The 22,035-nt window shown below is 37.3% G+C and carries 13 protein-coding genes; 6 read left to right on the top strand and 7 right to left on the bottom strand.

Annotated features, from left to right (window positions below; genetic code table 11):
- Nucleotides 1-261 precede the first annotated feature (261 nt).
- Together BM141_RS13045 and BM141_RS13040 are read right to left on the bottom strand one after the other, a co-directional pair.
- Nucleotides 262-1,131, bottom strand: a complete 870-nt coding sequence (locus BM141_RS13045) for a transketolase (RefSeq protein ID WP_262509456.1) — start codon at nucleotides 1,129-1,131, stop codon at nucleotides 262-264.
- A gap of 102 nt (nucleotides 1,132-1,233) precedes the next feature.
- The gene (locus tag BM141_RS13040) at nucleotides 1,234-2,391 is read right to left on the bottom strand and encodes a sigma-54-dependent transcriptional regulator (protein WP_091546166.1); all 1,158 of its coding nucleotides are present in this window, start codon (nucleotides 2,389-2,391) and stop codon (nucleotides 1,234-1,236) included.
- A 464-nt stretch (nucleotides 2,392-2,855) separates the two neighbouring features.
- On the opposite strand from BM141_RS13040, the gene BM141_RS13035 reads away from it, so the two are divergent.
- Complete coding sequence (locus BM141_RS13035; protein WP_091546162.1) at nucleotides 2,856-6,062, top strand: hypothetical protein; 3,207 nt, start codon at nucleotides 2,856-2,858, stop codon at nucleotides 6,060-6,062.
- A gap of 45 nt (nucleotides 6,063-6,107) precedes the next feature.
- The gene (locus BM141_RS13030) at nucleotides 6,108-8,996 is read left to right on the top strand and encodes an MSEP-CTERM sorting domain-containing protein (RefSeq protein WP_091546157.1); all 2,889 of its coding nucleotides are present in this window, start codon (nucleotides 6,108-6,110) and stop codon (nucleotides 8,994-8,996) included.
- 25 nt (nucleotides 8,997-9,021) lie between these two features.
- On the opposite strand, the gene trpB is transcribed toward BM141_RS13030, so the two are convergent.
- Nucleotides 9,022-10,206 (bottom strand): tryptophan synthase subunit beta, encoded by a 1,185-nt coding sequence (gene trpB / locus BM141_RS13025; protein ID WP_091546152.1) that lies wholly within the window; start codon nucleotides 10,204-10,206, stop codon nucleotides 9,022-9,024.
- 172 nt (nucleotides 10,207-10,378) lie between these two features.
- Between trpB and BM141_RS13020 the strand changes: the two genes are divergently transcribed.
- Both BM141_RS13020 and BM141_RS13015 read left to right on the top strand, forming a co-directional pair.
- Nucleotides 10,379-11,041: a phosphatidylserine decarboxylase family protein gene (locus BM141_RS13020; RefSeq protein ID WP_091546148.1), complete on the top strand. Its 663-nt coding sequence runs from the start codon at nucleotides 10,379-10,381 to the stop codon at nucleotides 11,039-11,041.
- 67 nt (nucleotides 11,042-11,108) lie between these two features.
- Entirely contained in the window at nucleotides 11,109-12,344 is a 1,236-nt protein-coding gene (locus tag BM141_RS13015) for a glycosyltransferase family 4 protein (RefSeq protein ID WP_091546145.1), read from the top strand.
- Between the two features lie 17 nt (nucleotides 12,345-12,361).
- Here BM141_RS13015 and BM141_RS13010 read toward each other — a convergent pair whose 3' ends face one another.
- From BM141_RS13010 to BM141_RS13000, 3 genes are all read right to left on the bottom strand, one after another.
- Nucleotides 12,362-12,754, bottom strand: a complete 393-nt coding sequence (locus BM141_RS13010) for a hypothetical protein (RefSeq protein WP_091546142.1) — start codon at nucleotides 12,752-12,754, stop codon at nucleotides 12,362-12,364.
- A gap of 133 nt (nucleotides 12,755-12,887) precedes the next feature.
- On the bottom strand, nucleotides 12,888-13,391 hold the full coding sequence (locus BM141_RS13005) for a hypothetical protein (protein ID WP_091546139.1): 504 nt from the start codon (nucleotides 13,389-13,391) through the stop codon (nucleotides 12,888-12,890).
- Nucleotides 13,392-13,403: 12 nt separating this feature from the next.
- Nucleotides 13,404-16,091: an MGH1-like glycoside hydrolase domain-containing protein gene (locus BM141_RS13000; protein WP_091546137.1), complete on the bottom strand. Its 2,688-nt coding sequence runs from the start codon at nucleotides 16,089-16,091 to the stop codon at nucleotides 13,404-13,406.
- A 489-nt stretch (nucleotides 16,092-16,580) separates the two neighbouring features.
- On the opposite strand from BM141_RS13000, the gene BM141_RS12995 reads away from it, so the two are divergent.
- Nucleotides 16,581-18,941, top strand: coding sequence for an ATP-binding protein (locus tag BM141_RS12995; protein ID WP_091546134.1), 2,361 nt, complete (start codon nucleotides 16,581-16,583; stop codon nucleotides 18,939-18,941).
- A gap of 4 nt (nucleotides 18,942-18,945) precedes the next feature.
- Complete coding sequence (locus BM141_RS12990; protein WP_091546131.1) at nucleotides 18,946-20,253, top strand: response regulator; 1,308 nt, start codon at nucleotides 18,946-18,948, stop codon at nucleotides 20,251-20,253.
- Nucleotides 20,254-20,367: 114 nt separating this feature from the next.
- Here BM141_RS12990 and rny read toward each other — a convergent pair whose 3' ends face one another.
- Nucleotides 20,368-21,972 carry a ribonuclease Y gene (rny, locus tag BM141_RS12985; protein WP_091546128.1) on the bottom strand — a complete coding sequence of 535 codons (1,605 nt, stop codon included), beginning with the start codon at nucleotides 21,970-21,972 and terminating at the stop codon, nucleotides 20,368-20,370.
- Nucleotides 21,973-22,035: the final 63 nt, after the last annotated feature.

Raw genomic sequence — 22,035 nt, 5'->3', positions numbered from 1 at the left:
TGATATGGCATGGCATACCTTCGATGCTTTGTACTGATAAATTACCCCAGAGAAGTGATGTTTTTGTAATAAAACAAGCCTATGCTTTACAAGAACACCAGATAGGTGGTATCTTTCTACGACAAACAAGCTAAGTGAATTTATACAATTGCTTATTGACAAAGCACATCACGGATAGATAAAACTTAAATATATTTATCTAATAAGTAAAAAATCCTGCAAGACTACTTCAATCTTGTAGGATTTTTAATTTTACAGGAACTAATAATCTCCTATAGTTTCTTCTAACTGCGCCAAAGCCTGTTCTAATTCTTTATCGTTAGGAGCAATTCCATGCCAGTGATGCGAACCCATCATAAAATCTACCCCGTGTCCCATGTTGGTTTTCATCAAATTCATTACAGGTTTTCCTTTTTTGGCTAAAGACTGTGCCTTGCGAAGTGCAGAAATCAGTTCTTCTAAGTCATTTCCATTACTTTCTATCACTTCCCAACCAAAAGCACGATACTTAGCACCTAAGTCCCCCAAAGACATGATATTAGCTACAGCCCCATCAATTTGCTGTCCATTGACATCTACAGTCGCAATCAAGTTATCTACTTTGTGGTGTGCTGCATACATAGCCGCCTCCCACACCTGCCCTTCTTGCTGCTCCCCGTCCCCCATAAGTACGTAAACAAACCTATCGTCCCCGTTAAGTTTTTTGACTTGTGCGGCACCTATAGCTACCGAAAGTCCCTGCCCCAAAGAACCAGAGGCTATGCGAACCCCGTCCAAATGCTCAGCAGTAGCAGGGTGTCCCTGCAATCGTGAATTTAATTTCCTAAATGTAGCCAATTCAGATACGGAGAAAAAACCAAATCGGGCTAAGGTACTGTACCACACAGGAGAAATATGACCATTGGACAGGAAAAATAAGTCCTCCCCTCTGCCATTCATATCAAATTTAGTGTTGTAAGTCATCAGTTCGCCGTAAAGAGCTACAAAGTACTCCGTACAGCCCAAAGAGCCACCCGGGTGTCCTGATTTTGCTCCATGCACCATACGGACAATGTCCCTACGTATTTGGGAACAGACCTTTTTTAGTTGTTGAATATCTGCCATTTGTTTTAAAAAAGAATTTGGTTTTATTTTTTTAGTTTAAAGTCAGATTTTCTGTAAAATCTTTCAAAAGTATTTGCGGGTGCAAAAATAGAGATTATTTAATACGAAAAGCATTAGATGATAAAATTATTAGTGCATCGCATACTTCAATACGTCTTGTTCTGTAATGTCAGTACCACTCATAATTATCAAACGCTCAACCACATTACGGAGTTGGCGAATATTGCCTGTCCAGTCTATCTCTTTGAGTTTTTCCAATGCCTCCGCTGAAATTGTTTTTTTTGCTTCGCCGTATTCTTCTGCAATATCTTCTAAAAATTTATCTACCAAGAGAGGAATATCCTCTTTCCTTTCATTGAGGGAGGGAACTCTAATTACAATCACACTCAAGCGGTGATACAAATCTTCCCTGAATCTCCCTTGTTTGATTTCCTCTGGAATATTTTTATTAGTTGCCGCTATTACTCTGACGTTGATTTTTATTTCCTTGTCCCCTCCTACTCTGGCGATTTTATGCTCTTGCAAAGCGCGCAACACCTTAGCTTGGGCAGAGAGGCTCATATCGCCGATTTCGTCTAAAAATAGCGTGCCATTGTTTGCCAACTCAAACTTGCCTATTCTTTGCTTTACGGCTGAGGTAAAAGAGCCTTTTTCATGTCCGAAAAGCTCACTTTCAATGAGTTCAGAAGGGATGGCGGCACAGTTTACCTCGACTAAGGGGGCTTGATTGCGGTTGCTCTTGGCGTGCAACCACTTGGCTACGAGCTCTTTGCCTGAGCCATTCGGTCCCATAATCATTACTCTCGCTTCTGTAGGGGCTACCTTGTCTATAGTTTCCTTGACCTGCTGAATAGCCGCTGATTCTCCCACAATATCAAAAGTACGGCTTACCTTTTTCCTTAATACCTTAGTTTCCGCTACCAAAGAAGACTTATCAAGTGCATTTCGCATAGTAACCAGCAAACGGTTTAGGTCAGGTGGTTTTTGGATAAAGTCAAACGCACCTTTTTTAGTAGCTTCTACGGCAGTTTCTATATTCCCGTGTGCCGAAATCATGATAAACTGCACTTCTTTGCCAAGTTCCATTGCTTTTTCTAAGACCTCAATGCCGTCCATTTTAGGCATTTTAATATCGCAAAGCACGATGTCGTAATCGTTCTGCTTGAGTTTCTCAAGTCCTTCTTCTCCATCTTTTGCCTCCTCCACCTCATACTTTTCGTATTCAAGGATTTCTCGCAAGCTATAACGGATTGCTTTCTCATCGTCTATGATTAATACTTTGGGCATAATTTTTTGTAATTGATGGTTCGTTGTTTTAGTTAAATTTTGAGTTATTTATTTTGCTTTTGATTTATGCTAAATTTTTACATCTGAAAAGTACTTTATCTTGGAGTACAATTCAAAAGGCATTATTGGCTAAGTACAACAAAGTTAATAGAAATTTATATCGCTGATAATGATTTTACAAAAAACCAAAGTCAAAAAAATCTAAAAATCAAATAAATTCACAGTCTAATCCTTTCTTATTTGAAACTTTTGTTAAAAAACATAAATTTTGAAGCGAGAAAATAGGATAATGCGTAATCTTTTTTAAATTTGAATATAAGCGAAATGACAATCTAAAACAAAAACTTAGCCTATAAGTTCTTAATTTATGGATATAGACTTCTAAGTTTTTTTGATATATTTACAGTCGTATCCTTCTCTTACAATGTCAGATTTACGAGCAAAGATTAAATATATTTTCAAACATGGTAAAGCACATTATTATACTATCCATTTTTTTTATCTTATCCCAACAGACAGCATACAGCCAATTTACACAGTTTACTTTTGGTAAAAATCGGGTACAATACAAAGATTTTGAGTGGCAGTATATTTCAAGCCCAAATTTTGAGGTTTTTTTCTACAAAGATGGTGAAAAAACAGCTCGTCTTACTGCCCAATTTGCCGAAGATGATTTTTTGAAAATTACTGATTTTGTAGGCTTTGCTCCGTATTCTAAAATTAAAATTTTTGTCTATAACTCCATAACTGACCTCCAACAAAGCAACATAGGAATAAATCGCCAAAACTTCAGCTACGGGGGACAGACCAATTTTACCAAATCTCAAATTGAGATTGCTTTTACAGGAACCAAAATCAGCTACAAAGAAGAACTACGCCGCAGCATCGCTGAGATGCTCATTTATGAAATGATGTACGGGGGCAATCTGAGGGACATGTTGCAAAGTAGCTACTTGCTTAGCCTACCTGAATGGTTCATAGGTGGAGCGGCAGAGTACATTGCAAAGGGCTGGAACGTAGTGCTTGATAACTACATGCACGATGCTCTACTGAACCGCAAAATGAAACGTTTGGAGAATATGGAAGGCGAGGAAGCTAAGATAGTGGGGCAGTCTATCTGGAACTATATAGTAGAAAAATACGGAAAGCCCAATGTAGCTAATATCTTGAATCTGACACGAATAGTGAGAAATGAGGAAAGCAGTATCCAAAATACCTTAGGCGTGTCTTTCCCTCGTTTCCTTACCCAATGGAAAAACTTTTACTACGAACAGGGCAAGACAATAGTAGATTCGCATAAATTTCCTGACGAAAGTTCTAAATTAAAATTGAATGAAAAAGATTTTGTGTATAATAAAGTAGCTTTTAGCCCAAATGGCAATTTGTTAGCATTTTCCGAAAATGAAAAAGGTAGATACAAAGTCAAGGTCAGAGATTTGTCCACTAACAAAGAAGTTATCTTAGAAAAAGGAGGCTATCAGATTATTAATCAGCGAATTGACTATGATATTCCAGTATTGGCATGGCAAAACAACAATACGTTGGTAGTAGTAGATGAGCAAGAGGGAAAGGAAACTAATTTGCTATTTTTTGATGTAAAAACCAAAAAAGTAAATACCGTTTATTTCAACTACTTTACTCATGTAGAAGACATGGATATTTCCGATGACGGGGGGCAGATAGTACTAAGCGCAAGCAAAGATGGTCAGAGTGATATTTATACCTATGATATTGAAAGTAAAAGACTTACTAATATTACCAAAGATATTTTTGATGACTTGAATCCCTCTTATTTGAGGAAATCTCGTTCTATCGTATTTAGTTCTAATCGTGTAAACGATACGCTTTCTAATGTCAAACACAAACTCAATACCATTACAGAACGATTTAATATTTTTATTTATGACCCTAAAAATACTAAGCAGCTGAAAAGAATTTCTAATACATTAAGTACAGATATTCAACCGATTGCGGTAAATGAGAACACTATTCTATTCAACAGCGACCAGAGAGGTATCTTTCATCTCTATCGTTATGATTTGAAAGAAGGCATTAGCACGCAAATTACTAATTTTAGCCAAAGTGTATTAGCTTTTGACTACAAAGGTAAGAATTTGATTGTGAACCTATTAAAAGATGGCATACAACATCTTTATTTGCTCAATGATTTTGATATTTCTGTATCGACTTTTACAAACAAGACCATGCGTCAGCAAGTAATAGACGTAAGGAGGCTCAATGCCATGAGAAGTAAAAATCAGCAAAATGCTCCAAGCACTGATACCAAAGACGACGAGGAGGAAGATGAGAAAGAAGATGGCAAGGAAATATCTACACAAGACTCTATTAAACAAGATGTTAATATCAATACCGATGATTATAAATTTGATACTTTTAGCGACAAGCCTAAAAGGAAAAAATTACTGAAGAATTATCGCCCTTCCACACCTGACGATGACAATAAGGATTTAGAAAGTATTAAAATTGACGGGGCGTTTCCTTATGAAAGTAAGTTTGGGGTTGATAATACTATTTTTGCCATTGTGATAGACCCTCTAAGAGGTCCAGGGTTCGTCTTGCAGGGAAGTATGACTGATGTACTTGAAAATCACAAGTTTAACGCAGGTATCTTTGCGCTGACCAGCTTGCGAAGTGGGAATTATTTTGTAGAATATGAATACCTGAAAAAGCGATTGGACTACCGATTGCGATATGATAGACAGACTTTAAGTTTTATTCCTTCTTATTTTACTCAGAAATACGTATTAAATAAAGTACAAGCCTCTACTTCCTATCCGCTAAATATCACTACTCGCTTTACAGGAGGCGTTTTTGTAGCTAATACAGACTTTTCCGTTACCAGCGACCAAATTCCTTCCGTGCTAAGAATACCAGACAGAAATGTAAACTATGCAGGTTTTAACATAGAATTTGTCTATGACAATAGCGTGTCCACAGGTTTAAATGTAATGAGTGGAGCAAGATTCCAAGCCCGCTATGAAAACTTTTTTGGACTCAGCGAGCGCGGAAAAAGTTTTAACAACTTGTCTTTTGAAGGACGTTTTTATAGACCTATTGGCAAGGCATTTGTCTTTGCCGCCAGAGCCACCTACGGGCAGTTTGGAGGTAGCTCGCCTAAAACCTATCGCTTGGGGGGCATGAATAACTGGTTATTTAGCCAAGCTGAGCCGGTAAATTCCAATAATCCACTTTTTGTTGACCCTAATGAACCTGGCAAGGACTTGACAGACCTGCTTTTTACCCAATATATTGGTAGCATGAGAGGCTTTAATTGGAACAAACTTTCGGGGAATAATTACGTACTCTTTAATGCAGAGTTGCGTATGCCTTTTTTGAAATATTTTTATAAAAGTTCTGTTACATCTAATTTCTTGCGCAATCTCCAATTTGTTGCTTTTACTGATGTAGGAGCGGCGTGGACAGGCATTAGCCCTTTTAACAGGGAAAATGCGTTGAATACCAATATTATTAGCGTTCCTCCTTTTACTGCGAAAGTATCCAACTTTAAAAACCCATTTTTGATTGGCTATGGTCTGGGAGTACGTACTTTGCTTTTAGGATATTATGCAAAGTTTGATGTAGGCTGGGGCATAGAAGACAAAGTCATCTTACCACCAACTTTCTACTTTACCTTAGGGTATGATTTTTAGTATAAGTGGCTTATAAAAGAAATTTTTTATTTATAGTAGAAAATTATGCGAACCATTCTCCAAGCGCGCTGGCTGCTCTTAGTCAATACGCTTCCTTTGGCTATTCTTTTTGGAATGTATGTGGGCATCTACCAAATCATCGGTACTCTGTTAGCAGAGGAGAACACAAAGGCGTGGCTGGACATGGCTATTATCTTGGCTTTGCTTTGGGTACTAAACTGGGGCTATGCTGTTTTTCTTTTGCTTAAAAAACAAGAAATTCAGCTTTGGTATGCAATTTTTGTACTATTTGCTTATACGATTTTCTTCTTGCAATACGCAGAAAATGAGCGTTTACTTATCCCTCCTAATGTCCCGAGATGGATGCTACCCAATAGTATGTGGGAGTATGTAGGGACTTTTTTGATGCCTTTGCTTTTTCATGCCTTGATGGTAGTGATAGTACGGCTTACTCCTTCTTTTTCATTTACTTCTGCTTGGAAAAACTTAGCATTTGCTCTCCTTGTGCCTTTTGCTTGGTATTTTTTCATCGTGCTTGCCGTTCCGCTTATCAATAGGAGTTTTGAATATCATAAAATTATAGACCATGCCCTTGTGCTTTTTTCTGTATCGGTGGCGGTATTTTTCTTGTTTTCCCTTTGCAAGGCAATTTATATCTTTGTCATGCTCCAACTCCAAAACTCTAAACAAGCCAGCCAAGACACAGAAATACAAAAGAAAAAATTTAATCTTGTCCATTTCTTAGAAAGCAATGATTTTCTTGTAAAAATAGCAGTAGGCGTAATTGCTCCTCTTTCAGGTTTGGCTTTGAACCAAGCCTTAGACAATTTCTTTGGAAATTTTGAGCATTACTTTTTTTATCTCATTGCTGCTTTAAATGGTGTTTTTTTATGCTTGCCTCCTTTACCAAAGCCTACTTATCGCCTGATTTTGTTTGCTTTCCGCAGTTTTACTTTTACTTATATATTTTACTTTTTCTTAGTTTTCCTACCCGTCTTGCCAATTGCTATGGCATTACTGCTCACTGTCATTGGGTCGCTTACCCTCGTGCCGCTGATTCTTACTTTTATCCAAATTCAACAACTTTGGGCAGATATGCAGTATTTGTATGCACATTTTAACAGAGTGGTAGTGAATGTTTTACTTGTTGTTGCGCTCCTTATGCTACCTGTCGCTGTGCATTTTTTATACCTCTCTGACAAAAAAGCCTTGCATGAAGCATTGGACTACGTGTATGCCTCCTCGCTTGAAGGAGAAAGTAAAAAAATCAATGCTATGCGTTTAGAAAGTGTATTAGAAGAGGTACAAAGAAACAAAGAAAAAATTAACTGGGGATGGAGAAATCGGCAGTCGCCTTATTTGTCCCTGTATTACAACTGGTTAGTCTTGGACAATCTAACGCTTTCTACTGAAAAAATTGAGAAATTGTCTAATATTTTTGTAGGAGAAAGCAAAGATTATGGCTATTACGATTGGCGTAGGTGGGGAAATAACTCTTTCCCTGACAGTGTGAAAATCAGCAAAGTGAACGTAAACTCAACTTTTAACAAGGAAAAGCAATTTTGGACAAGCTGGATTGATTTAGAAATCACTAACTTAGATACAGCGACTACACCATTCAGCAGACAAAGCGAATACCGCACTTTACTTAATCTTCCTGAGGGTTGTTGGATTAGCGATTATTACTTGTGGATTGGTGAGGAAAAAGTGCATGGTTTATTAGCAGAAAAGAAAACTGCAATGTGGGTATATAATGAAATTCTCTCAGAAAGGCGCGACCCTGGACTACTGCACTATACTTCAGGCAATCAAGTTTCCTTGCGAGTTTTTCCCTTTGTACCTTCGGAAGTAAGAAAAACAGGTTTGCAACTCATTCACAAAGAGCCTATTCACTTTCAAATAGATAGCCTGAACCTATTTCTGGGAGATACGCTTACTCAACCAAAATTTGATAAACCTTTGGCAAGTGTAAGTAAACAAGCAATTTATTTACCCAAAGCATTTAAAAAGCAACTGCCCAAAGTGAAGCGAGCCACTTACCCGCATTTTATAGTAAATTGTTCTAAGGAAAAAGAAAAGAAACAGGCAGAGTATCAAAAACGCATCAATCAGTTTCTTGCAAACCATTCACTATCAAAAGATAAAGCAAAAATTTCTTTTACAAATACTTATATAAAAACAGTAGATTTGAGTGAAAATTGGCAAAATGATAAAGAAAAATGGAGTTTTGAAGGAGGTTTTTATTTGGAACGAGCCATAGAAAAAATCTTGTTTGAAAACAGGAATCAAGCCCAAATTCCTCAAATCATCGTAGTTTCTGACAGCTTATCAGAGGCAGTTTTAGGAAAAAACTTTAAAGAATATCAAGTCTTTTACCCTGAAAATCAAGTATTTTTCTTGCTTGATGCCCAAGATGAAGTTACTGCATACAGTTTGAGTAATTTGGAAAAAATAAATGAAAGCTACACACCTCAGCCAACGATAGAAGTTCTTGCATGGAAAAATGAAGAAGGGCAAACTTTTTATCTACCTGACAGTGAGCAAGCGAGCGTAGTTTGGAATGAAAAGGCTACACCAGGCAGTGAAGAAGTAGCCTTAGCACAAAAAGATTGGGAATCAGGGCTTTACTTGCAAGGGCAGTGGTTTGCTCATACTTTTCACCCTGAGAGAACCGACCAAGAGTGGTTGCCTTTGGTAAAAAATAGCTTCAAAGCACAAGTCATGACTCCCGTAACGTCCTTCATTTCCTTAGAAAATGAGGCTCAAAGACAGGCACTTTTGCAAAAGCAAGAGGAAGTCCTCCAAGCTAAAAAGTCCTTAGACATTTCTGAAGACGAGGTAAGAATGAGTGAGTGGTCTTACTCCTCAGCAATGCTTATAGGTATTTATCTGCTTTTCTTATTACTTGCTATCTCAGTCAAGTTAAAAAACTAACTATCAAATTCTTTCCTGTTTGTATTTACTTTTCTCCAAACCATTTAATATAGGTTTGTAAATCTTTATCACCTCTCCCTGAGAGATTTATGACGACTGTTTCATTGGATTTAGCGTGTAATTTTTCTAAATAAGCAATCGCATGGGCAGTTTCTATAGCAGGAATGATTCCTTCCAAACGACTGCACAAAAGCCCTGCTTGCATTGCCTCCTCGTCTGTAATAGGGTGAAACTCTGCTCTTTGTGTATCGAATAGATGAGCATGAATAGGTCCTATGCCAGGGTAATCCAAACCCGCAGAGATAGAATACGGCTCTACTACTTGACCGTCTTCGGTTTGCATCAGCAAGGACTTGCTTCCATGCAAGATACCTATTTTCCCTAAGACAGTAGTAGCGGCAGAGTGTCCACTGTTTATTCCTTTCCCACCTGCTTCCAAACCAATAAGTTTCACATTAGGATTGTCTAAGAAATGATAAAAAGCCCCTGCGGCATTGCTTCCTCCTCCTACACAAGCCAATACATAATCAGGGTAATCCCTGCCTATTTTAAACAAGAGTTGCTGTTTTATCTCTTCGCTAATTACGGCTTGAAAGCGTGCTACCATATCAGGATAAGGATGCGGCCCTACCACCGAACCGATGATATAATGCGTATTATTAGGATTATTTATCCAGTCTCTGATGGCTTCGTTGGTAGCGTCTTTGAGGGTTTGACTACCGCTAAGCGCAGGACGAACTTCCGCTCCTAACATTTTCATTCTCTCCACATTGGGCTTTTGCCTCTCTATGTCTATTTTCCCCATATAGACAATACACTGCAAACCCATCAATGCACAAACAGTTGCAGTAGCTACTCCATGCTGCCCTGCTCCCGTTTCTGCAATGATTCTTTGCTTACCTAAGCGTTTGGCTACGAGAATTTGACCAATGGTATTATTTATCTTGTGCGCCCCTGTGTGGTTGAGGTCTTCTCTTTTAAGGTAAACATTAGTTTTATATTTTTCTGAGAGGCGAGTAGCAAAGTAGAGAGGCGTAGGTCTGCCTACATAGTCACGTAGAAGTTGCTGGAATTCATGCTGGAAATCTTGGGAGTTAATGATTTTCAAGTAGTTACTTTCTAACTCTTCTACATTAGGATAAAGCATCTCGGGAATGTATGCTCCTCCAAATTTACCGTAGTAACCTCTTTCGTTTACAGTGTATTGCATGGTTTTATGGATAAACTATGGTTGTCTTTTTTTATAATTTAGTAGTTCAAAGCTACAAAATTATTTACAAGTTTTACTCATTAGAAATAAGAAGTAGAATTTATTTGTTTTATTTACTATGCAAAAACATTAAATTTATAAATTTGTCTTTCAAATCAAATCAGTAAAAAAAATGACTATACATAGAGAAGGCTATCCGACTTTGGCGATTGTAACTATTACTTTGGGCATCATCAATTTTGCTATTTGGCAGTTACTTCCTGAGAATAATTTAGTTCAAAATATTGTGTTGATTATCAGCCTAATTTTATTTTTCACCGTCTTACAGTTTTTTCGCAACCCACTTATCAAGGTCAATATTAATCCTAATCATGTGCTTGCCCCTTGTGATGGGAAAGTAGTAGTGATAGAAGAAACGATAGAAGAAGAATACTTTAAAAGTCCTCGCTGTCAGGTGTCTATTTTTATGTCCCCTATCAATGTTCACGTGAATCGCAATCCTATTTCAGGCGTAGTAAGGTTTGTCAAATACCATGCTGGGAAGTATTTAGTAGCTTGGCATCCGAAGTCAAGCACTGAAAATGAGCGAACTACCATAGTCTTACAAAATGAAAAAGGCGTAGAGATATTAATGCGTCAAATAGCTGGGGCATTGGCAAGAAGAATATGTTGGTATGTAAAAGAAGGGCAAATAGTAAAACAAGGAACTGAGTTTGGCTTTATCAAATTTGGTTCGCGAGTAGATTTATTTCTGCCTCTTGAGGCTAAGATTAGCGTAAAAATAGGTGATAAAACCCAAGCTGGCGTAACAGTAATTGCGGAGTTAGGAGAATGAAAAAGCATTTTTTTTATCTTCAGAAATTCTAAGTATCATCTCTATAATAACATAGCAAACTAACATAATGAAAATTTTACTTTCTCTTTATGCTTGCGACCCGATGAAGGGAGGCGAATCAGGTAGAAGTTGGAACTGGGCAAACATGTACGCAGATGAAGGATTTGAGGTTTACTGCCTAACTACTCCCAGAGGAAGAGAAAATATAGAAAATGCATTACAAAAAACTCCTAAACCTAACCTGAAATTTATTTATATAAGCGTACCTCAGTGGGTAGAGAAAATGTATTATAGTTTAGTCGGGGTTTATTTGCATTATTTCATTTGGCAATCCAATGCGTATAAAATAGCCAAGCAACTTGATAAAGAGCATAATTTTGACTTAGTACACCATATTTCTTATGGAAGTATCCAAATGGGGTCTTCTCTATGGCGTTTGAAAAAGCAAATGATTTTCGGACCTTTGGGCGGTGGTCAGTTCCCACCAAAAGCCTTTAAGCAATATTTTGTCAGAGGTTGGCGAAAGGAAATGCTCAGAGATTGGGTAAGCAGACTATTGGAACTATTTAATAGCAATATGCTTAACTCATTAAAACAAGCAAAATTGGTACTTACTATCAATCAGGAAACTTATCAAATGGCAAAAAAACACCATGCCAAAGAAGTAAGAATGTTTTTAGACAATGGTCTTTCCGACGATGCTGTGCCTAAGCAAGTATATTTTGCCAATCAGAGTAATGATGATGGGCTTAAATTGCTATGGGTAGGGCGATTGTTTCCCCGCAAAGGGCTTCCTTTGGTTTTAGAAGCACTCTCCAAAGTAAACCCTGAAGTAAAGTTTAGTTTAACTATTTTAGGTGGAGGCGAATTGGCAGATTTATTACCTATATGGCTTAAAAAGTATAACTTAGAAAAGGTTACAGATTGGAAAGGGCAGGTGCCTTGGTCGGAAGTCAAACAAGCATATTTATCGCACGATATTTTTCTTTTTTGTAGCCTACGTGAGTCTTTTGGGCAACAACTTTTAGAAGCAATGTCTTACGGCTTGCCTATCATTACACTCAACCATCATGGAGCAAGGGATTTTGTACCTGAAAACGCAGGATTTAAAGTGCCTGTGAATGAACCACAGGAAACAGTCAGAGAAATTGCCAAAGCCGTTGAGTACATGTACCAATACCCAGAGAAAAGAGTGGAATTTGGAAAAAATAGTTACGAATTTGCCCAGACCCAATCTTGGCAAGCGAAAAAAACAGCTATCTTTGCGCTATACAAAGAGTTAGGCATCTATGCAAAATCTTAGGTAAGAAGAAAGGAGTATTATTTATCTTTTCTACCATCACCGTCGCAGTCTGCACTGTTGATTTCCCATACTTCATGGTCGCATATAACCTCATCATATCCCAGACAAGTACTCCCGTCCTCTAAGACTAATTTTACGTCCCAAGTCCCACATTCTAAAATAACTACGATAGATTCTCCCGGCTTTAAAATGTCGTTATCTCCAAGAATATCGTCTTCGTCCCAAGTATTTTTATCAGGAGGCGAAAAGTAGATATGGTCTATGCTAAGACGAGATTTATTGACTATTTTTATCTTAGAATCATTCTGTCTTTTGTGTTGATGCTTTGAAGCAAGCGTAAATTGGGTACTAAGCAATGCGAATAAAGCGATTGTAAGTAATACTAAAATATATATAGCACGAATTTTCATGATTTTACGTATTTTGAATAAAAAAAATAGTTGTGAAAAAGGGTAAACTATTTGTGTGCAAGTCATGCAAGCAAAAAATTAAGTGAATATAGTATTTTTTGGTGTATATTCAATCGCTAAAATATATCTTTTTTTACATCTTTCGCACAATTTCTTTTTTGCTCAATACTATGCTCCATAACCCTCGATACTGATTTTTTATGTAAAGTGGGGCTGAGTAAAGAAATTCTGTTTGTCCTAACTTTTGCAAATTATCCCCAATAGGTAATTTTTGGCTTAGATTGTTCTGATAGGCTTCCCAAATCTGTCTTTCTTTTTCATTCATCTCAGGACTTTGCTGGCAGAATAACTTAAAACTCATCAATACTTCATTTTGGAATTGAATATTCTTAAACTCTTCACAATCAAAATTATTAGTATCTGCTATGCTGAGCAAAATACCTTCCAAACGCAAAACAATACTTTTCCCCTCCTCGAGAGCAGCAGTTTGTATCTGTCCCTCAGTAAGTCGTTTCAACTTTTTTGCTTTCATTTCTTTTTTGAGGGTATCGCTCTGCCTTTGAGTGTCTATCTGACCACATGCTATGAATAAAAGCATGATAAAAACACAATAAGCTACATTGATTTTAGTCATCATTTTGAGATAATTTTAATATCCTTCTATTAATGAAGCAATAAGCCCAGTCCAACCTGTCTGATGCGAAGCTCCCAAACCTTTGCCTGTATCTCCATTAAAATATTCATAAAACAAGATATTATCCTTGAAATGAGGGTCTTTTTTCATCTTTTCATACTCCCCAAATACCACACGCGTACCTTGCTCATCTTGGACAAAGATTTTAATAAGCCTATCAGTAAGCATTTGAGCTATTTCTTTTAATGTAAACATCTTACCAGAACCTGTGGGATACTCAAACTTCTGCATATCGCCATAGTACTCATGAAACTTTTGCAAAGATTCTATGATGAGATAATTGATGGGGAACCAAATCGGACCTCGCCAATTAGAGTTCCCCCCAAACATAGAGGAATCCGATTCACCGGGTAGATAACTCACGGAATAGGTACGTCCATTGGCATAGTATTGATAGGGTTTTTCTAAGTGATGCTTAGAAAGCGAGCGGATTCCATATTCTGATAGAAACTCTGCCTCATCTAACATTCTTCTCAATACACACTTCATACGATGAATCCTTAGCAAAGATAATAAACGGCTCTCTCCCCTCCCTAACTCATACCAACGAGAAATCAGACTTGCCAAATCAGGGCGATTCTTCAGCACCCAGTCTAAGCGACGAGTAAAGTCAGGAAGTTTCTCAAGCAACTCAGGAGTAAGCACTTCTACAGCAAAAAGTGGGATAATGCCAACGATAGAACGCACTTTAAGCCGGTGGCTCATGCCATTGGGTGGGTGCAAAATGTCATAATAAAACTCATCCTCCTCGTCCCAGAGGTCTATATGTTCTTTTCCCATGTTAAACATCGCAGAGGCAATAGAAAGAAAATGCTCAAAAAATTTAGAGGCAGTTTCTTGATAATAGGGCTTTTCTTGGGCTAATTCTAAGGAAATACGAAGCATATTCAGACAGTACATCGCCATCCAGCTTGTGCCGTCTGCCTGCTCCATATACCCGCCTGTCGGGAGGGAATTACTACGGTCAAAAACTCCGATATTGTCCAAGCCTAAGAAGCCTCCTTCAAATAGGTTATTCCCCTCTGCATCTTTTTGGTTTACCCACCACGTAAAATTCATGAGTAATTTATGAAAAACAGTAGCCAAGAAATCAGTATCTCCTTTACCATTATTCATCTGTTTTTCAATGTTATATACTTTCCAAGCTCCCCAAGCATGCACAGGAGGGTTCACATCGCTAAAGTGCCACTCGTAAGCAGGCAACTGTCCGTTAGGGTGCATATAGTACTCTCTGAGCATGAGTACCAACTGCCTTTTGGCAAAATGGGGGTCAAGACGTGCCAAAGGGACACAGTGAAATGCCAAATCCCATGCCGCATACCAAGGATATTCCCATTTATCGGGCATAGAAATTAAGTTAGAATTGTAAAGGTGTTTCCACTTATGATTCCTCCCACGAGAGCGTTCTTTGGGTACAGGAGGCATAGCAGGGTCGCCTTTTAGCCACTGATTGACGTTGTAATAATAATACTGCTTGTTCCATAACATTCCTGCATACGCTTGACGGAGTACCCTTTTCATATCTGGCTCTGTTACATTTTTACTCAACTCATCATAAAAAATATCAGCTTCTTTCAGGCGATTAGCAAAAATTTCATCAAAGGCTGCAAAAGGCTGCTGATGTTCTTTGTTGCTTAAACGTAGCTTAACAGTTGCCGAGCCATGACCACTCACTTTAAGTAAATATCTTATGCTTGCTTTTGTACCTTTTAGTTCGGGATTTATGGTCTTTTTATCTCCCAGTATGAGATAATCATGAATACCATCTTTGAAGTAAGTGGCTTTAGTATAGTTTATATTTGCCAAATGAGGAAGTCGGCGAGGGTTGGTTTCATTATCACAAAATAGTAATTCTGGAACGATTTGAAATGCCTCTTTTTTGTCATTTTCGTAGTATAACTTAAAATTACCAATATTTTTATGCTTCACTACAATAGCATTATCTTTATCTTCCGAAGCATACATTTGAGGCTTATACTTCCATTCCCAACTCTCATAGCCCCATGACCAAGTATTTCTAAACCAAATTGTTGGAAGCACATTAAGCATTACCTCTTGCCTATTGCGATTATGCACAGTGATTTTTATCAAAATATCCTCTTCGCTGGCTTTGGCATATTCTACATATACATCAAAATACTCATCGTTATCAAAAATTCCTGTTTCTATCAGTTCATATTCAGACTGTAACCGAGACCGACGATGATTTTCTTCTACCAATTTAGAATACGGAAAAGCATTTTGGGGATATTTATAGAGCATTTTCATGTAAGAATGAGTGGGCGTAGAATCCAAGTAGTAGTAATATTCTTTAACATCTTCGCCATGATTACCTTCTCCATTATTCAATCCAAAAAGTCGTTCTTTAATAATAGCATCTCGCCCATTCCAAAGGGCTAAGGCAAAACAAATAGTTTGTTTTGTATCAGAAAGCCCCGCAATGCCATCTTCTCCCCAGCGATACGCCTTGCTTCGCGCCATGTCATGGGTAAGGTAGCCCCACGCATAGCCATGCTCACTATAATCCTCTCTAACAGTCCCCCACTGACGCTCAGAAAGGTAAGGTCCCCACTTTTTCCAACCCGTATTGGTTGGTGTAGTACTTAATCTTTCTTTTTCGGGGTTGTTGTTATGACTTTTCATCTTGTATGCTTTGGTTTTAGTCCTCCAATAGTGATTAGTGATTTGAATACATAAAAAACTTCTTTTGCGTTTTCAAACTCTAAATAAGAGAGAATAGTTTGAAAAATAGGAACTGAAACGAAAAAAAATATATCTTTCTAAACATTACCTCTAAAATTCGCTAAATTAGAACGAATTTTGCAAAAGTAAAATTAAAGCCAAATTTGGCTAAATTTTATTAAATCTTATTATCAAATTTTTGCTATGTCAATAGTATTTGCTTATTTGCAAATCTCTATTTTTATCGGTTTACAAATAAAATATTACAGATGTATATATTTGGGCTATAATTGAAAAATATTGACAAGTATTTTTTTATAATCATCAATAATTGTATATTAGTTGATATTTTTGTTAGCCTTTGTACATGAGACGCAAATACTCAAAAATTAGAAAATCAATAGTTAAGTTTTTAGTAGGTTTATATTTTGGCTCATATAAGTTTTTTACATGAATCGCTTTTTCATTATATTTATACCTTTAATTCTTAGTTTTTATTCAGGGAAAATACAAGCTCAGACTTTTATACTGAGAGGTAAGGTCGTTAGACAAAACCTCTCTCCTGTAAAAGATGCAATCGTTTATATAGACAACTACGAAGCGGCTAAGAGTGATGCAAATGGAGAGTTTAGATTAGTGATTCCTCACGAACCTGCACGCCCCAAAAAAGTAAAAGTGGAGATGACTGGCTTTGAGCTTAAAACTTTTAACTATAAAACTACAGAAATCATACCTTTAGAGATTGTTATAGACGTTCCCAGCAAAAATGTAACAGGGATAGTAACTTACAAAAATGGGAAAAAAGCTATCAATGCACTTATAGAACTAAAAGGATTTCCCATCAAAGATACTGCTCGTACTGACAAGTTAGGCTACTTCAAAATGACCCTGCCCGAGGGAATAGATTTTGCTACCGCAGTGAGTCGCAATTTATTCATGGTCAACGGCATTGAAATTGCTAAGGAAAACATTAGACCAGTCATTAATAATAATTTTGTTCAAATTAGATTATTGGAATCTCCTCCTTCTTCTCTATTTACACTTGTAGTGTATGACAACAAAAATAAAAATAAAGTAAGTGGGTTAAAGCTCAAAATAGATGACAATTCCTACACTACAGATAATCAGGGCTTCTTGAAAATAAATAAGCAAAATTTGCCTCAAAGTATTTTTGAAATAGAGGGATATACTTTAGTCAATAAGGTTCTTTCAGAAAAAGATAATTTCTTAGAGTTGTATGTAGAAAAAACAAGCAACCCTTTGCCTCCTCCTTCTTCAAATAAAAATAGTAAAGAAAACAAAGACTCGGAAAAAGAAACGGTAGTACAAGAAAAACCAATTCTTGTAAAGAAAGATACCTTAAAAAGCCAGTTTGCCCCAGAATTTAGCAATATCTTGAACGAAATGGAAGCAAATAGGAGAGAGCAAGAAGAAAAGAATAGAAAAATTGCTTCTGAAATAGAGAAAATACAGTACCGCATTGCCTCTGAAACTAATATCACTCCTGAGCAGATGCAGTTGCTAAAAAAGGACTTAGCTACCTTGGAAAAGACATTTATGGAAAATGACTATGCCTATAGAAGAAATAAAGAGCAAACAGAAAACTTACTCTCTAAACTCAAAGAGGTAATTTCTCAAAAAGATTCCCTCAATAAAAAAATAGAAAGCATTAGCATAGAAAAAGATTCCTTAGAAGCACAAAAAAGAGCCATAGAAAAGCAGAAAAAACAAGCAGAGATAGACTTCCGAACTAAACTTTTGACCATCTCTGGGGTTTCTATCATGTTAGCTATTCTTCTTTTAGTCGTATATGTTTTTTCAAATCGTATCAATAAACAAAAAAAAGAGTTAGAAAAAACTAAGATTCAATTAGAGGAGAAAATTCGCGAAGTAGAAAACAAAAACTTCCAACTCAATAAAGCCTTAGAAGACCTCAAAAAAGCACAAACTCAATTAGTATCTTCTGAGAAAATGGCTTCCTTAGGTCACTTGACAGCAGGTATTGCTCATGAAATCAATAATCCTGTCAATTTCACGCACTCAGGAGCTATTTCTCTGCGGACTGATTTTAATGATTTGATTCAGATTTTAGAAAAATACAGAGAAATTACCCCTGAAAATGTCGCAACGATTTTACCCCTTGCCAAAGAATTGGAGAAAAAACTATCCTATCCTGAAATTAGAAATGAGATAGATGAACTGCTCACCAGCGTAAAAAGAGGGGCAGAACGCACTTCTGAAATTGTTAAGAGTCTGCGAACCTTTGCTCGCTTAGACGAGGATACTCTGAAAAAAACCAATATAGAGGAAAACTTAGATGCAACCTTAACTATGTTGCACAATCAATACAAAGAACGCATAGAAATTATAAAAAACTATAACCATATTCCTTACGTAGAATGTTTCCCCGGACAGCTTAATCAAGTATTTATGAATATTCTGCTCAATGCGATTCAGGCTATCAAAGGGGAAGGCAAAATCTATCTTACTACCTCTTATCCTTCCAAACACGCTAATGGAAAATATCAAGACAAAGATGCCGTAGAAATTAGCATTAAGGATACAGGCGTAGGAATTCCTGATGAGATAAAAAATAACATTTTTGAACCCTTCTTTACGACCAAAGACGTAGGAGTCGGCACAGGTCTGGGCTTATCCGTATCCTTTGGAATCATAGAAAAGCACAAGGGAGAAATAAAAGTATTTAGCGAAGTAGGGAAAGGTTCAGAATTTGTCATAATTTTACCCGTAAATTCTTCCAATCAGTCTATAAGCCAACGTTCCTCTAACCAAGTTTCCCAAATAATTTAATATCGTGAACAAAGAAAAATACCGCATTCTTTACGTTGATGACGAAGTTGATAATCTAATTATTTTCAAAGCCGCATTCAGGAGGTACTATGATGTTTTTACTGCCGCCTCTGCTAAAGAAGGCATGGAAATTTTGAAAAATAATGAAATCCATATTCTCATCACTGACCAGCGAATGCCTGAAATGACAGGGGTAGAGTTCTTAGAAAGTATTATCACCGACTACCCTGAGATCATCCGCATGATACTTACTGGTTTTAGCGATGTTGAAGCAATTATTCAGGCAATCAATAAGGGGCGTGTTTACCAATACATTACTAAACCTTGGGACGTAGATGAACTAAAAATTACGATTGATAATGCTATCGAGTCCTTCCGCTTGAAAAGTGAAAACAAGCAACTCATCAAAGACCTCAAAGAAGCAAACCAAAGATTGGAAGAATATGCCTTAGACTTGGAGAAAAAAGTAGAAGAACGCACCGCAGAAGTAGTAAGGCAAAAAGAGATTATTGAGAAAAAAAATGAGGACATTACTGCAAGCATCAACTATGCTAAGAATATTCAAGATGCTATCCTTCCAGAGGAAAAACGCATTGCTGAGGCATTTTCTCAGTCCTTTATTTTATTTAAGCCAAGAGATATAGTTAGCGGGGATTTTTACTGGTTCCAAGAAAAAACTACCCCTAAAGGTGAGGAGAAAATCATCATTACGGCGGTAGATTGTACGGGGCATGGCGTACCGGGTGCTTTCATGAGCCTCATTGCTAATGAGATACTCAACGAAATTGTCAATGAAAAAAACATTACCGAAGCCGGAAAAATTCTCAATGAACTCCATAAAGGCGTTAGAAAAGCTTTAAAACAAGACCTAAGCGATAATAGAGATGGTATGGATATGTCTTTGTGTGTCATTGACAAGAAAAGCAAAACCATTGGCTTTGCAGGAGCAAAAAATTCGCTAATTTATATTCAAAATAACGAGTTAGTTACACTCAAAGGTGATAAGTTTCCTATTGGGGGCTTACAACACGAAAAAGAGCGAATATTTACTACTAAAACTATTTCCTACGCTCATTCCCCTATGTATTGTTATATTTTCTCAGATGGCTACCAAGACCAATTTGGCGGTGAGAATAGTCAAAAATTTCATAGGCAAAACCTTAAAAACTTACTTTTTCAAAACCATACCTTAGCCATGTCAGAACAAAAAATAATCTTAGAAGAAACGTTAAAAAAATGGAGAAAAATCGGTACTCCAGACGAGGAGCAACAAGTAGATGATATTCTGATTATTGGCTTCGTTTTATCTTGAGAAATGAAGGTATCCCAAAGTTTGTATTTTGTAAAAACAAAAAATAATAATTAATTGATTATTAAAAGGAAACCTTACCAGATTTTTAAAATCCGACAAGGTTTCCTTACATTTTTACTTAGCAAAATTTACCGCTCTCATTTCTCTGATGACAGTAACCTTTATCTGACCGGGATACTGCATATCTTTTTCTATTTTTTGGGCTATCTCAAAGGAAAGCTGTCCTGCCCGCTTATCTGACACATTCTCAGCATCTACTATTACGCGCAACTCTCTCCCTGCTTGCATAGCATAGCACTTATTGACCCCTTTGAACGAAAGAGCCAAACCTTCCATATCTTTCAAGCGTTTCATGTAAGACTCCATCATCTCCCTTCTGGCTCCTGGACGCGAGCCTGAAATGGCATCGCAAGCCTGTACGATAGGAGAAATCAGAGAAGTCATTTCTATCTCGTCATGGTGCGCCCCAATCGCGTTACAAACCTCTGGATGTTCTTTGTATTTTTGAGCAAGTTCCATCCCCAACAAGGCATGTGGAAGTTCGTGTTCTTCATGCCAAACCTTACCAATGTCATGGAGTAAACCTGCGCGTTTGGCTAATTTCACATTAATTCCTAACTCAGCTGCCATAATAGAGCATAACTTAGCCACTTCCTTAGAGTGCTGCAAAAGATTTTGACCATAGCTGGAGCGGAAACGCATACGTCCTACTAACTTGATAAGTTCAGGGTGCAGATTATGAATAGCCAATTCCATAGCAGTACGCTCCCCTATTTCTACAATCTCGTCTTCTATATTTTTCATAGTCTTAGCTACAATCTCCTCTATACGAGCAGGGTGTATTCTCCCATCGACTACCAATCTATGCAAAGCCAAACGCGCTACTTCCCTACGCACAGGGTCAAAGCCAGAGATGATAATGGCTTCTGGGGTATCATCTACGATAATTTCCACTCCTGTTGCCGCTTCTAATGCCCTGATATTGCGACCTTCGCGACCTATGATTTTTCCTTTGATGTCATCACTTTCCAAGTTAAAAACAGAAACGCAGTTCTCAATGGCATGTTCTGTAGCTGTGCGTTGTATCGTATTGATAACGATTCGCTTAGCTTCCTTAGTAGCTGTTAACTTAGCTTCTTCTAATATTTGTTTTATCTGTGCATTTGCTTTGGACTGTGCCTCTGATTTGAGGGCTTCAATGAGTTGTTCGCGGGCTTCCTCAGCCTTCAGATTTGCTATCTGTTCCAACTGACTTACCTGAGAAGCACGCATTTGCTCTGCTTCTTCCAATTTCTTGTTTGCCAAATCCAGTTGAGTAGCTACTGTACTTCTCAGTTTTTCAATTTCTACGTGTTTAGCTTTGAGTTGTTCTTGGATTTTTAGCAAAGAAGCCTCCTTTTGTTTGAGTTTGTTTTCGTTTTCTTTTAACTTGACTTCATGCTGTTTGAGCTTATTCTCATTGCTAATCAGCAAGTTCTTCTTACGACTTGCTTCTGACTCAAACTCAGATTTTAATTTTAAGAAGTGTTCTTTGGCTTCTATTGCCTTGTCTTTGCGAATATTCTCCCCTTGAATCTCCGCTTCTTTGATAATAAGTGCGGCACGTTCTTGTGCTTCTTTTTCCTTTTGTTTGAATATTTGCTTCAAAAGGAATCTGCCTATACCTACTCCCACCAGAAGTGATATAATGGCTACTGACAGTATTACTACAATATCCATTGATTAAGATTATATATGTTGATAGGGTAAAAGGGAAGGTTTTGCTGTGTGAAAGCAAAGCAC

This window comes from Thermoflexibacter ruber, assembly GCF_900113045.1.
Lineage (GTDB): Bacteria > Bacteroidota > Bacteroidia > Cytophagales > Thermoflexibacteraceae > Thermoflexibacter > Thermoflexibacter ruber.
The sequence above is the reverse complement of the archived record's forward strand: the minus strand, read 5'-3'. Positions and strand labels throughout refer to the sequence as shown.